Source organism: Abyssisolibacter sp. ZYX002, from assembly GCF_056892235.1.
In genome coordinates this window covers 743,772-757,544 of sequence record NZ_JARMXH010000002.1, presented here as the reverse complement: position 1 = coordinate 757,544, position 13,773 = coordinate 743,772, and the positions used below count along the sequence as shown (strand labels likewise).

13 protein-coding genes are annotated in these 13,773 nt (G+C 30.4%); 11 read left to right on the top strand and 2 right to left on the bottom strand.

What is annotated here, in order from left to right:
• Window positions 1-9 precede the first annotated feature (9 nt).
• Window positions 10-1,653, top strand: coding sequence for a hydroxylamine reductase (gene hcp, locus P3X86_RS09640; RefSeq protein ID WP_483292462.1), 1,644 nt, complete (start codon window positions 10-12; stop codon window positions 1,651-1,653).
• A 117-nt stretch (window positions 1,654-1,770) separates the two neighbouring features.
• Here the strand turns inward: hcp and P3X86_RS09635 are convergent, their stop codons facing one another.
• Entirely contained in the window at window positions 1,771-2,373 is a 603-nt protein-coding gene (locus P3X86_RS09635) for a CGNR zinc finger domain-containing protein (RefSeq protein ID WP_483292461.1), read from the bottom strand.
• Window positions 2,374-2,619: 246 nt separating this feature from the next.
• Here P3X86_RS09635 and P3X86_RS09630 point away from each other — a divergent pair, with 246 nt between their 5' ends.
• The 5 genes from P3X86_RS09630 (at window position 2,620) to P3X86_RS09610 (ending at window position 7,324) form a co-directional block, all read left to right on the top strand.
• On the top strand, window positions 2,620-2,991 hold the full coding sequence (locus P3X86_RS09630; RefSeq protein WP_483292460.1) for a DUF3795 domain-containing protein: 372 nt from the start codon (window positions 2,620-2,622) through the stop codon (window positions 2,989-2,991).
• 772 nt (window positions 2,992-3,763) lie between these two features.
• Window positions 3,764-5,470 carry a sigma 54-interacting transcriptional regulator gene (locus P3X86_RS09625; RefSeq protein ID WP_483292459.1) on the top strand — a complete coding sequence of 569 codons (1,707 nt, stop codon included), beginning with the start codon at window positions 3,764-3,766 and terminating at the stop codon, window positions 5,468-5,470.
• A 195-nt stretch (window positions 5,471-5,665) separates the two neighbouring features.
• Window positions 5,666-6,094 (top strand): DUF6892 domain-containing protein, encoded by a 429-nt coding sequence (locus tag P3X86_RS09620; RefSeq protein ID WP_483292458.1) that lies wholly within the window; start codon window positions 5,666-5,668, stop codon window positions 6,092-6,094.
• 145 nt (window positions 6,095-6,239) lie between these two features.
• Window positions 6,240-6,818: a GNAT family N-acetyltransferase gene (locus P3X86_RS09615; protein WP_483292457.1), complete on the top strand. Its 579-nt coding sequence runs from the start codon at window positions 6,240-6,242 to the stop codon at window positions 6,816-6,818.
• Window positions 6,819-6,829: 11 nt separating this feature from the next.
• Window positions 6,830-7,324: a GNAT family N-acetyltransferase gene (locus tag P3X86_RS09610; RefSeq protein WP_483292456.1), complete on the top strand. Its 495-nt coding sequence runs from the start codon at window positions 6,830-6,832 to the stop codon at window positions 7,322-7,324.
• 56 nt (window positions 7,325-7,380) lie between these two features.
• On the opposite strand, the gene P3X86_RS09605 is transcribed toward P3X86_RS09610, so the two are convergent.
• On the bottom strand, window positions 7,381-8,580 hold the full coding sequence (locus P3X86_RS09605; protein ID WP_483292546.1) for a dicarboxylate/amino acid:cation symporter: 1,200 nt from the start codon (window positions 8,578-8,580) through the stop codon (window positions 7,381-7,383).
• Between the two features lie 364 nt (window positions 8,581-8,944).
• On the opposite strand from P3X86_RS09605, the gene P3X86_RS09600 reads away from it, so the two are divergent.
• From P3X86_RS09600 to P3X86_RS09580, 5 genes are all read left to right on the top strand, one after another.
• Window positions 8,945-10,138, top strand: a complete 1,194-nt coding sequence (locus P3X86_RS09600) for an MFS transporter (RefSeq protein WP_483292455.1) — start codon at window positions 8,945-8,947, stop codon at window positions 10,136-10,138.
• 173 nt (window positions 10,139-10,311) lie between these two features.
• Complete coding sequence (locus P3X86_RS09595) at window positions 10,312-10,992, top strand: response regulator transcription factor (protein ID WP_483292454.1); 681 nt, start codon at window positions 10,312-10,314, stop codon at window positions 10,990-10,992.
• A 93-nt stretch (window positions 10,993-11,085) separates the two neighbouring features.
• The gene (locus P3X86_RS09590) at window positions 11,086-12,009 is read left to right on the top strand and encodes an ABC transporter ATP-binding protein (RefSeq protein WP_483292545.1); all 924 of its coding nucleotides are present in this window, start codon (window positions 11,086-11,088) and stop codon (window positions 12,007-12,009) included.
• Window positions 12,002-12,787, top strand: a complete 786-nt coding sequence (locus tag P3X86_RS09585) for an ABC transporter permease (protein WP_483292453.1) — start codon at window positions 12,002-12,004, stop codon at window positions 12,785-12,787. Before P3X86_RS09590 ends, P3X86_RS09585 begins: the two co-directional genes overlap by 8 nt.
• Window positions 12,788-12,800: 13 nt before the next feature.
• On the top strand, window positions 12,801-13,706 hold the full coding sequence (locus P3X86_RS09580; protein WP_483292452.1) for a sensor histidine kinase: 906 nt from the start codon (window positions 12,801-12,803) through the stop codon (window positions 13,704-13,706).
• The last annotated feature ends 67 nt before the right edge of the window (window positions 13,707-13,773 follow it).

The following is a 13,773-nucleotide window of genomic DNA, read 5'->3' as shown; positions in this document are numbered from 1 at the left end:
GGTCTTCAAATGAGTATGTTTTGCTATCAATGTCAGGAAACTGCAAAAGGAACAGGTTGTACAATTAAGGGTGTCTGTGGTAAAACTGAGGTAGTTTCAAATTTACAAGATTTAATGATTTATACATTAAAGGGTATCGCAATATTACAACAAAAAGGATTAGAGAAAGGAATCAGATTTCCTAAAGCAAATCACTTTATGCTAAATGGTCTATTTATGACGATTACAAATGCCAATTTTGATGATAATGCTTTTGTTGTTAAAATAAAAGAAGCGTTAGCGCTAAGAGAAGAAATTAGAGGAGAACTAGTAGCAAAAGGAGTAGTATTAGGAGAATTGCATGATGCTGCAACATTTGTAGCTAATAGTGATTCAGAAATCAAAGCAAAAGCTGATTCTATTGAAGTAAGTATACTAGCTACTGAGAATGAAGATGTACGTTCATTAAGAGAGCTAATAGTATACGGAGTTAAAGGTATGGCTGCTTATGCAGATCATGCACTAACTTTAGGAAAAGAAAATGAAGAAGTTTATGATTTTATAATAAAAGCTTTAGTTGCAACATTAGATGATAGTTTAAGCGCAGATGAATTAGTAGCATTAACTTTAGAAGCAGGTAAATTTGGAGTAGATACAATGGCTATGCTAGATGCTGCTAATACAGGAGCTTATGGAAATCCAGAGATTACAGAAGTAAATATCGGGGTTAGAAACAATCCAGCGATATTAATATCAGGACATGATTTAAAAGACTTAGAGGAACTATTAGAGCAAACAAAAGGAACAGGAGTAGATGTGTATACACATGGAGAAATGTTACCAGCACACTATTATCCATTCTTCAAGAAATATGAAAACTTCATAGGAAATTATGGTAATGCATGGTGGAAGCAAAATGAAGAATTCAACACATTTAATGGACCGATTCTTTTCACTACTAACTGTATTATACCACCAAAAGATAGTTATGCTGATAGAGTGTATACAACTGGAGCTACTGGTTACCCAGGTTTTAAACACATTGAATCTGTTGGTGGTAAGAAAGATTTCACAGAAATAATAGAGCATGCTAAAAAATTACCATCACCAACAGAAATAGAGAATGGTAAAATCGTCGGTGGATTTGCACATGCACAAGTATTTGCTTTAGCTGATAAGGTAGTAGAAGCAGTTAAAACAGGTGCAATCAAGAAGTTCTTTGTAATGGCTGGTTGTGATGGAAGAATGAAATCAAGAAGTTACTACGAAGATTTTGCAGAAAAATTACCAAAAGACACTGTAATATTAACAGCTGGATGTGCTAAATACAGATACAATAAGCTTGATTTAGGCGATATTGGTGGAATACCAAGAGTACTAGATGCTGGTCAATGTAATGATTCATATTCATTAGCAGTAATAGCACTTAAACTAAAAGAAGTATTTGAATTAGAAGATGTAAATGAATTACCGATAGCATACAATATTGCATGGTATGAGCAAAAAGCAGTAATAGTATTACTAGCATTACTATATCTAGGGGTAAAAAACATACACTTAGGGCCAACATTGCCAGGATTTTTATCTCCAAATGTAGCTAAAGTACTAGTTGAGAACTTTGGAATAGGTGGAATAGGAACTGTAAAAGAAGACTTAGAAATGTTTTTAGGATAGAAAAATAATAATAAAAAAATAAAAGGAGCTGTGCAAAATATACAGTTCCTTTTATTTTTTTATAGTTTTATTTTAATTAACTATTGACTTTCCTTAAACTAGGATTAGAAAGCAACTCTAAGATTTTTTATTTTTATAGTGTTTTCTTGCTTTTGCTCTATTTCCGCAGTATTTCATAGAGCACCATTTCCTGCTCTTGTTTTTACTCATGTCTAAAAATAGCCATCCACAATAAGCATCATCACATAATTTTAGTCTATCAAGCTTATCAGAAGTAAGTAAAGAAACAGCATCCTTAACAATAGATGAAAACATACAATCTAAATCATTAGTGTGATTTTTCTCCCATACAAATGTATTATTTTTATACTTTAGCTGTGAAAAAGCCATAGTTTTATTTATCTCGCTGTTGAGAACTTCAATATCACTTTGCTTTGGAGTATTATTAGATATTACCGCAAGAAATATTTTAAATAGAGCTTCTCTTAAGACGATAGCACGTTTTAAAACATTTGATGATTCTATGTTATTTTCATTACCTTTTTTGGTAAGATGATTAGCTACATCTATATCTAAAATATTTACTCTAGTACACCATTTAACAAAGTTGTTATAGCTTGTAAATCGCTCTATATACATACTTTCATTAAGGTGATTTTCAATTGTATTTACGAAATCAAGACATAATCGTTCTCCGAGAATAACTAAATTTTCTATCATTTTCATTCTCCTTTGATAATAGTATATCTCAGTTTACTATAACATATTTGAAATAACGGTTCAATATTATAGTAGTCAGTCATAGTGGTGCAAAGTTCCTTTTTAAATACTGTCATACTCTGAGAACATCTAACTCATTACTTAATTTTATATTCTATTAGTTACATAGAGTATTATAACCATCAAAAACAATTTGACAGGTTATAATAAGCGTGTTAAAATTATGATAATAAAATTAAAGGAGGAATGATTTTAATGATTGCTTATTGTGGCATTGATTGTAGTAAGTGTGAAGCTTATTTAGGAACGATTGAGGTAGATCATTCAAAGCTCAAAGAAGTAGGAGATGATTTTATAAGTGGAAAGTTCAAACCTGAGGATTGGGTATGCTTAGGATGTAAACCTGAGAATCAACAAATAATCGCTAAATATTGCAAAAAGTGTACTGTTAGAACATGTGCTATAGAAAAGGGATTGCAAAACTGTGCTGTGTGTGATAGTTATGAGGGCTGTGAGAAGTTATCGGAGATAATAAAGGAATCTAATCCAGATCTTGAAAACAACAATCTTCTTAAAAGAATGAATTTACTTCGTAAGGGATATTTGAATTCAAAATAAATAATAAAGAAAATAGAAATATTGAGCCTTTAACCGAATTATTTTCAACTCTTTTAAAATGTAAACACCTATTTTTTAATTTCAATAATGATAAAATAGGTGTTTTAAATTTGTGAATGGAAAGTAATTATTAATAATGAATATAGAGATATACGACAAAACTAAAAATGCTAATATACTTTTTTATATCAGCATGAAGATTCATAAGTATAAAGTTTACTAGTATTCAAATCTAAATTATTTGGAGCATTTTATTTGAGTAGTTTATTTAATAACATATTAAAATTAACCTGTTATACTTATGAGTTTATATTGGTATTCTTCAAGTCAATATTTCATCCAGAAAATTCTTGCATCAAAAGACAAAGAAACGGCTGAATTTTCTTATTTGTTCACAGGAGTAAGTTATGTTGTCTATGGAATTATTCTAGTTATAATTGGATTGGCTGTTTATGGAATAAACCCAAATTCAAACTCGGTAGATAGCGTCTTTCATTCATTAAAAAATAAAGTAACGGGAGGGCATGTATGGCCTTTTACGTTTATTTTACACTAAATATATGATTTGAGCGATTTCCCCCTTAACTTAAAATAAAGACTAGTTAGCCTTTAATCTTTTTTCGTGAATTTAAGAAATATTAATTTTTGCACAAAAATAAAATAATAAGTAAACTCTTCACTGATAATATAATATTTGGTATAATAAAGCTAAAATTACAATGCTTAGTATAGAGTGCTATTGATATATTTGAATTACTATGGGGGAAAGATGATGAAGATTAATCGATTACTACAAATCATAATACTATTAATAAATAAAAAAGATATAACAGTGAGGTATCTAGCCGAGCAATTCAATGTTTCTAAAAAGACAATATATCGTGACCTAGAGACTCTTATAACATCAGGTATACCAGTATGCTATGGAGAAAATCAAAAGGGAACGGTCTACTTGGTAGAAGGATATTCATTAAAGTATGCATTCTTACCAACTGGTGAGGGAAAACGTATGGTTTTTGATGCCGAAGCTTTGGGCATGTCAAAAACAATAGATATCAAAAACATGATGAATGATTATAGTGAAGTATGGAAAGCTTTTATAAATCATAGAAATATTAATACATCTCAAATACGACGTGAGATTCTTCAATCATGGGTAAGATGTCAAGGTCAGAAAGTACGCTTATACGATATTGATATTGAAAGCCTTGTAAAGCCTGATGAATTTAAAGATTATGTTGTAGAATACCTTGATGAGTGTAAAGAAGAGGGTTTTGAAACATTTAACATAATAGTCAAGAATTTAGATTTAGATATTAGTATATATGATGCACATGCTAAGCTTAAATACATCTTTAATGTTAATTATCTATACGAAGATTTATACCCTAAAAAAGGACACATAAAAAATGCGTCTGAAAATGAAGTAGGGACCAATGCTACGAGCTTAGCTCTTATTGAAAACAAACCATGCATGGTATTTGGACCAGAACATTACAATAACGAGTTCCATAAATACTGTAGTGTAGCTGCACCAATATACAATAAATCAACAATAATAGGAACAGTAAATGCTTGCTTTGTACACACCTCCATAACAGCTGATACTCTAAATATAATATACAGTTTAGCGCGACTTTATGAGTTGTTAATTGTCCATAGAGAAAAAACATATACAAACAAAGATCTTCACGAACACTTTGTTAGGTCAAATAAATCACAGAATAACGATATAGAGACATTAGATAATATATGGGGAGTATCAAAGAAATGGCAAGTAGTAAAAGATATTGCCAAATCAATGTCAATGCTTGACTGTGCAATGGTTATAAGTGGAGAAAAAGGGATTGGAAAAAAGACACTAGCTCGTTGTATACATAATGAAAGCAAGAGGAAAAGTGCACCATGTATTATATTTGATTGCAAAGCATTTAAAGCAGAAGAGCTTGAGCGGATAATGTTTGGATGTGAATCATCGTCGTATAATAATGAAGAAAAGGGTATTATAGAGAATGCAACAGGTGGCACTCTTATATTGCAGAACATAGAGTATTTATCAACTGATGCACAAAAACAGTTATATAATTTTTTGATTAATGGGAAAATAAGGCGGGTTGGTTCTAAAAAATTTTTTAATTTTGATGTGAGAATAATAGTTTGCTATCAAACAAATATAGATGTGCTTATATATGAACCTCTTTGGAATTACTTAAATATTGTGCAGATAGCAATTCCTCCATTAAGAGAAAGAAAAGAAGATATCCGAAACCTTATAGATAAAAAGATGACATTATCAATAGATCATAAAACAATAAAAAAGAAAGACATTTATTATTTAATGGGATATTTAGAATCATATCCTTGGAAAAGAAATATTACTGAATTATTTGATACGTATAAAAATTTGATTGATTTAGCATCAACTTCAAAAGAGAAAAATTTAAAGCAACTACTTTTCCAAATAATGAACGATAAATAACAAAAGAAATGACACAAAAATAAAGACTCAATTAGGCTATTTCATCAAATAGCTCTAATAGGGTCTTTTATATTGCTCTGTACATTTTTTATATTGTTAAAATTCTTTAGTGACATAACGGGGTAAAAACCTAGTGATAATATTTATATACAGTATTGATTTTTATTTTCTAAATAAATTTGAAGGGAGGATATTATGATCAATAATGCCGTATTCTCAGATTTTAATTTTAAATTAGCAATAATACAAGAATTAATGTATGAACAAAAAAAGCTGAGTCCACAGTTTGATTTATATGAATTTGTGGAAAATTATAAAGGCAGAGAGATAAATATAGAAGAAGAAGGATATGATATAATACCTGAAGTAAAAGAGTATTTTGAAAAGTTAACTGTACCGAAGGAATTATTAGATGATATAACCGATATTTATCAAGATGAAGGCAATGATATTTATATGCAGTTATGTCCTTTTTGGAATGGTGGGAATGGAATATTTACTATAGAAACTACAGACGATTTTAGTTTATTATCAAACTTAGAAAGTGTAACACTATTTTATTATGACAATCCAGACGTATTTAAGGTATTAAGAAAGAAAGGTATTGGAGTTAATTGGCTATAGGTTTATATTTTATGTAGGGACTATCAAATGAGATATGTTCCTTTTTTTATGTTATAATAGTGTTAATTGAAAGTAGAAATTATAAAGGTTGACACTCGGATTAGGCTAAACCTAACAGTTATAGAGTGCGAAAGGAGCGTGTTTAATGACAGTAGATAAAAAGATCATACTTAGAAATTTTAAAGTAGAGGATATAGACGATTACTATGACTTAATGCATCCTAGTAGAGAGTATCATAAATTCAATGGCCCGTATTATAAAAAAGCAAATGAAGAAGAACTGAGAGAATACTTAGAAAAAATGAGAAAAAAACTGACAAACAATGATAATAGTATACATGAAAAAAAGAAAATAATAGCTGATAAAAATACAGATGAGATTATAGGTGAGGTATCATGGTATTGGAAATCAGAAGAAACGTTTTGGATGGAAATTGGTATTGTTGTTTTTAATGAAAACTATTGGGGAAAAGGTATAGGATATCAAGCATTACCAATATGGATTGATGAACTGTTTGATCGCTATAAGAAAATAGTTAGACTAGGGCTTACTACATGGTCAGGAAACAAAAGAATGATGAAGCTAGCACAAAAGATTGGATTTAAGTGTGAAGCTGTTTATAGAAACGCAAGAATAGTAAAAGGAAAGTATTATGATTCTGTAAGCTATGGAGTTTTACGAGAAGAATGGAATAAGATAGGTAAATTATGTAAAGTACGTTAAAGGAGGAGAAAATGGGATTTGATGGAATAAAGCAACCTAAAATAATCCAAATCAATAATTGGTTACAATTAAGGAGACCTGATGATAAAGAATGGAAAAAAGCAATCGAATGGTACAATAATGAGAAAGTCATGTATTATTCAGAGGGGATTACTGATAAAATATATGATATGTATATAATAGAGAGAATGTATACTTATCTAAGTAAAATAGGGGAATTATATTTTATTGAAACATTAGATGATGGTAAGTGGCAAAGTATAGGTGATGTAACTCTAGCTGAATCTAATCTCCCAATAGTAATCGGACAAGAAAGGTTTTGGGGTCTTGGAATAGGTAAAAAAGTAGTAACCAAGTTGCTTGAAAGAGCGACACAAATAGGTATAAGAGAAATAACAATAGAAATATATAGCTATAACGAGAGGTCTAAAAGGTTATTTGAGTCACTAGGTTTTATAAAAATAGGAGAGACTGAAAAAGGAGAGAGCTATAGCATAAAATTATAATAGCCAAGGTTAATTATGATTACCTAATCATAATTTGACCTTGGCTTAATTGAATGTTAATAGTCTATATTTTTTTCAGTTGAAGATACTACTACTGCACAAGAAGCATCTCCAACAACATTTACGCATGTCCTTGCCATGTCTAGGATTCTATCTATTCCAGCAATTAATACGATACCATCTAATGGTAAACCTACTGACTGCAACACTAGAGTAAGCATTATAAGACCACCACCAGGGATTCCTGCTGTACCTATTGAACCTAGAGTAGCAGTTAGTACTATAGTTGCCATTTGAGCTATTGATAAATGAAAACCATAGACTTGAGCTATAAAAAGAGCACATACACCTTGATACAATGCAGTTCCATCCATGTTAATAGTTGCACCCAAAGGAAGGACAAAACTTGATATTTGTTTTGGTACTCCAAAATTTTCACTAACCGATTTTATAGTTACAGGAAGTGTACCAGATGAGCTTGATGTACTAAAAGCCGTTATAGCTGCTGGTGCAATCCCTTTAAAGAATCTAATAGGATTTATATTTGCAAAGACTTTAACTGCTGTAGAGTAAACTAATATTGCATGAATAACACATCCTAAGTATACTGCTAATATTACCATGGCAAGTGGTTTTAAAACATCCGTACCGTAATCTGCAACTACTGGTACAATTAAAGCAAATATACCATATGGAGCACATTCCATTATAAATGCAGTTATTTTGTACATTATTTCTGCTAAACTCTCAAAAAAATTAACAAATGATGCTGATTTTTCTTTTCCGACTGCGGTACAACCAACACCAAGAAATAATGCAAAAGCTATTACCTGAAGTATATTGGCTTCAACTAAACCCTTTAGTGGGTTACTTGGAATTATACCTAGCAATGTTGTTATCATAGAAGGAGCTTCAGTAGTTTCTATATTAGCATCTATAGGCACAACTAATCCATGACCAGTACTTATCAAGTTACCTAGCAACAATCCTATAGATACAGCTATAGCGGTAGTTAACAGATAATATAGCACGGTTTTAAGACCTATTCTTCCAAGTGATTTTAGACTTCCCATACTTGCTGATCCAACGATTAAAGATGAAAAAACTAATGGTACAATTATCATTTTAATCATATTAATAAATAATGTTCCGAATGGTTTGATATATGTGTTAGCAATACCAGGAGTTCTTTGCATTAATAAACCTACTAAAACACCTAAAATAAGACCCAAGAAAATTTTCGTTGTAAGTTTCATTTTTTTCATAAAAATTCAGTCCTTTCAATATAATTTTTATTTTGCTATAATTAATACAAGTAGAAAAGTTAAGAGTAAGTTGAGTTTGTACGTTCATTACATATTATTTTTCCTGTACTGAAGATTAAATATGAGTGTAAATTGGTTTTTAGTAGTTATTATTAGATTATATCATAAAATGAATCTTTTAAAGTAAAGCTATGATAAAATTTATGGAAAATAATAACATCGAAGAGCGTATTAAAGAAAAGGAGGAGATATTATGATTATTCGTGGCAGACCTTAACACCAACTATATAGGCAGAGAGCTCCACCTTAAAATGTCAAAAAGATAATGTAAATGACAATTTAAGGAGGGCGTATAATGAAAGAAAAATACAATATTCACAAAATATATTTATACAATTTGTTCCATAGTTTAATATTTGCTTACGTGGTAGAAAGGTTATTTTGGGAAAGTCGTGGAATTTCAATAAAAGAGGTCGTATATATTGAAATAATATATTCAATTATGATAATAGTACTTGAAATACCAACAGGTATGCTCGCAGACCGTTTTTCAAGGAAAAACCTTATCGTAGTAGATGCAATATTATCGCTAATAGAGATAGTGATAATGATCTTTGCACAAAATTTTTATCATTTTGCTATAGCTATTTGTTTGTCAGCTATAGGTCACGCATTACAAAGTGGTGCTCATAATGCATTGGTTTACGATACACTTAAGCTTCAGAAAAAAACAAACCATTTTGAAAAAGTGCTATCTCGTATAAAGGCTATAGATTATACAGGGAGTATGATAAGTGGAGTTATAGGGGGACTTGTTGCAACAAAGTTTCAAAATATAACAACATATAAACTTTCATTTATCAGTTTATTAGTAGCATTTATTATTGCACTTACACTACAAGAAGTAAAATCACAAGATAAAATTAAACATAAAAGGGCTAAGTGGACCAAACATGATTGGTCAAAAATTTATAGATTTATGTTAAAAAGATCTGATATAAGATATATCATCTCTATAGGAATAATAAGCTCAGGAGCAATAGTTTATCTACAGGAATTTTGGCAGATATATGCTAGAGATGTAGGGATAACAGTATCGTATTTTGGATTAATAAATATACTGGGCTTTACAGCTGTGTCTATAGGTAGTTTGATGGCTTCAAAAATAAAGGATAGATATGGACTTAATAAAGGAGTGAAATATAATACTATTTTATGCATGGTAGGATTTTTGGCATTATCAGTAAATCATGAATGGTATGGTATTTTTATGATAGCTCTGATTTATTTCTCTAGTGCTATTATAGAACCTTTAACATATGGATATCTCCATCATCAGGCTATAGAAAAATACAGAGCTACAATCGAATCAGTATATTCATGTTTAAGTAAATTACCTGTTGCAATCATAGGATTACCTTTTGGATATTTGAGTACTAGATACTCAATATTTGCTGGGTTTTGGTATATTTCAGTAGTGCTAATAATACTGACATGTATTATATTTATAAGTAAGAAAAATATGGATAAGGTTGAGTTAGAAGACTAAATAGCAGACTGTAGTAAAAGTACAAGTCGGGATCATTTAAAATTTGTAGCAGAGCTTACTTAGAGGTAAGTAAGCAACTGAAATTTTGGGGCAACGCAGAAATTGAGCTTTTGTCTACAGTCTGGGGGCATCTTAATAGATGCCCTTTTGTTTATAGAGGGATGGTGGAATAAATGGAGAGTATTTTAATAGTTGAAGATAACAAAGACGTAAATCATATGCTTAGAGAAACTTTGATAGATGTAGGTTATACTGTGAAATCAGTTTACATAGGAATAGATGGGATAAATGAAATAAGAAATAATAACTATGACTTGGTACTGCTAGATATTATGCTTCCATATAAAAGCGGGGACCAAATACTAAAGGAAATGAGAGCTTTTTCTGATGTTCCAGTTATTATTATTTCAGCAAAAGATACTGTAAGCACAAAGATTGATTTATTAAAGCTTGGAGCAGATGATTATATCACCAAGCCTTTTGATTTAGACGAAGCAGTTGCTCGTGTAATGTCCAATCTAAGGCGTTTTAAAAACCAAGTAAGTAAAAATAGACTAATAAATTATAAAGATATGACACTTGATGACAATGCAAAACGTGTATTTATAGGAGATAATCATCTAGAATTAACAGCTAAAGAGTATAAGATACTAGAGATGTTACTAAAGAATAGAGATAAAGTTTTTACAAAGTCAAATTTATATGAATCTGTTTGGAATGAAAGTTACATTGGAGATGACAATGCTGTAAAAACTCATATAAGCAATTTACGTAATAAACTAAGAAAAGCTAACGAAAACGAAGAATATATTGAGACAGTATGGGGATTGGGATATAGGTTATACAAAAATTAATTATAGCTTTCTTTACAATTTTGATTAATTTCTTTACTTTTTCTAAACCTTTAATCAGTATACTTATTATAGAGAGAGGGAGAGGTGAATATATTGATAAAGAATGTATTAAAGACGAATAAATTAACAAAAAGCTATAATAACATCTACGCTATAAATGATGTATCAATATCATTAAAAGAGGGAAGGATATACGGACTAATAGGGAGAAATGGAGCAGGAAAAACTACACTTATGAGACTTGTAGCAGGTCTTAGTTTCCCCACTAATGGAAATATAGAACTCTTTGGACATACAGGAAGAAAGGCATTAGAAGTAGAGAGAAAGAGATTGGGATGTTTGATTGAATACCCAAGTGTGGTTGGTAATATGACAGCTAAAGAAAACTTAAAGTTACACAGAATCATTAGAGGTATACCAAACCAAGAGATAGAAGATGAAATGCTAAATTTTGTTGGATTAGGTGAGGTAGGTAAGAAAAAAGCCAAAGATTTTTCATTAGGGATGAAACAGAGATTAGGCATAGCTATTGCACTGCTTAACAACCCTGAGTTACTAATACTAGATGAACCAACAAATGGACTTGATCCATTAGGAGTGGCAGATATAAGAAGGTTACTTAAAAAGCTATGTGAAGAAAAGAACATGACTATACTGATATCTAGTCATAATTTGCCAGAGCTATATCAGACAGCGACCGATTACATCATACTTGACAAAGGAGAGGTAAAGAAAATATTGACGCTAAGTGAGCTAGAAGAATGTTGTAATCAACATATACTTATAAGCTGTGAACAACCAGAATTATTAGCCAGTGTATTAGAAACTAAACTTAATACTACCAACTATAAAGTTATGCCAAATAAGGATATTAAACTATATGATTATTTGGATAGTAAAGAAACAGTATCAAAAGTTCTCATTGAAAACAATATCGTGGTAACAAAGTTTAAAGATGAGGGAGATACACTTGAAGATTTTTTTATTTCTATAGTTGGAGGTGCATCAAATGTATAATCTAATAAAGGCTGACTTTTACAAATTACGTAAAACAAAAGCAATGAAAATAATGTTTGGTATTACAACTCTAAGTGCGGTTCTTATGGCGTGGTGTGCATATTTAATGCCACAAGGTAAGATTGACCAAAGTTTATCGGGAGTCGTGTTCATGTTTTCTGATATAAATATAATGAGTATAATAGGAGGAATCATAGCAAGTATTATTATATGTAGTGATTTTGATAACAAGACAATACATTCGGCTATTGCTAGTGGAAGTAGTAGAGTTTATATAATAATAAGTAAAGCACTAGTGTTCTGTATTGCTATAATTATTATGTTAATGCCTTACATGATAACAACTGGTATAGCACTTAGTACAGGTGCTGAGTTTAGTGTAGGCCCTGTTGCAGTTGGATTTCTATATAATTTAGTATCAGAGGCAATTGGAGCTGACATGTTTAAATGGTTGATGGTATCATTTACATTGATAATTGTGTATATAGCACAGCTAAGTATCTGTATACCTTTAGCATTTACTGTGAAAAAACCTGTGTTAGTAATAGGTATTTACTATGGTTTATCTATATTTTGTGGTCAATTAGGGAAATTAGGAGAGAATAATGCAATTGTATATAGGATATTATCTTTTACACCATTTGGTGGAGGCTATACATTTTTAACAACAAATGTAGAGTCTATAAAACTTATAAAAGCATTATCTGCTAGTGTTTTATTTGTTACCATAATGTCTGTAATCGCAATAAATATATTTAAAAAATCTGAGATAAAATAAGGCTGGTGAAATAATGGTAATTGTAATAAGTGCTTTAAGCATTTTGACGTTGATTCTTATAATTTATATATTCTTTTTACAATTACAACTAAAAAACATCAATAGACAGCTGAGTAAGCGTTTAGAAGATCATACGCGTCAACCTATCAGCTTGGAGTTAATAAATAGTGAACTAAATAGATTAGCAGTAAATATTAATAAATGTTTTAAGGTAGAGGAAACACTCAGACTTAATGTTGTGTGTGATGAAAAGCGTTTTAAAGAGATGATTGCTAATATTTCACATGATCTTAGAACACCACTAACTGCAATCAAAGGATATCAGCAGTTATTAGCAAGAGAAGATCTTAGTGACAAGCAAAAGGAAAGACTTCAAGTAGCTCAGAAACATGCACAAAAGCTAGGAGATTTAATAGAGCACTTTTTTAGATATTCATATTTGATGGATTTAGATGATATAAACCTTAAACAAATAAATCTAACAAATATAGTAGCTGAATGTATAGCTGACAATGTAGATAACATAGAGGCAAAAGGAATATTAGTTGATTTTGATTTGAACGAATCAGTGTTAGCCCTAGCAGACACAGATATGGTAGTTAGAATCGTTCAAAACCTATTACGTAATAGCATATTGCACTCAAATGGAGATATTACAATAAAAGTTACAAAAAAAGATGTTGCAGTTATTGAAGTGATGAACTCTATAAAAGAAAATTCTCAAATCGAAGTAAATAGACTGTTTGATAGATTTTATACGTCTGATAAAGCTAGAAGTCGTTCAACAGGATTGGGACTATCAATAGTCAAGCTATTAACAGAAAAAATGAATGGAAAAGTATATGCCGATATACACAGTAACATATTTAGGATATGTGTTGAATTGCCATTAATGAAATCTCATATTCGTGAAAATTAAAAGCATATTAATAAGTAAAAAATTACGTATTTTATAAATACAAACTATATAGTGAGTGATAATTATG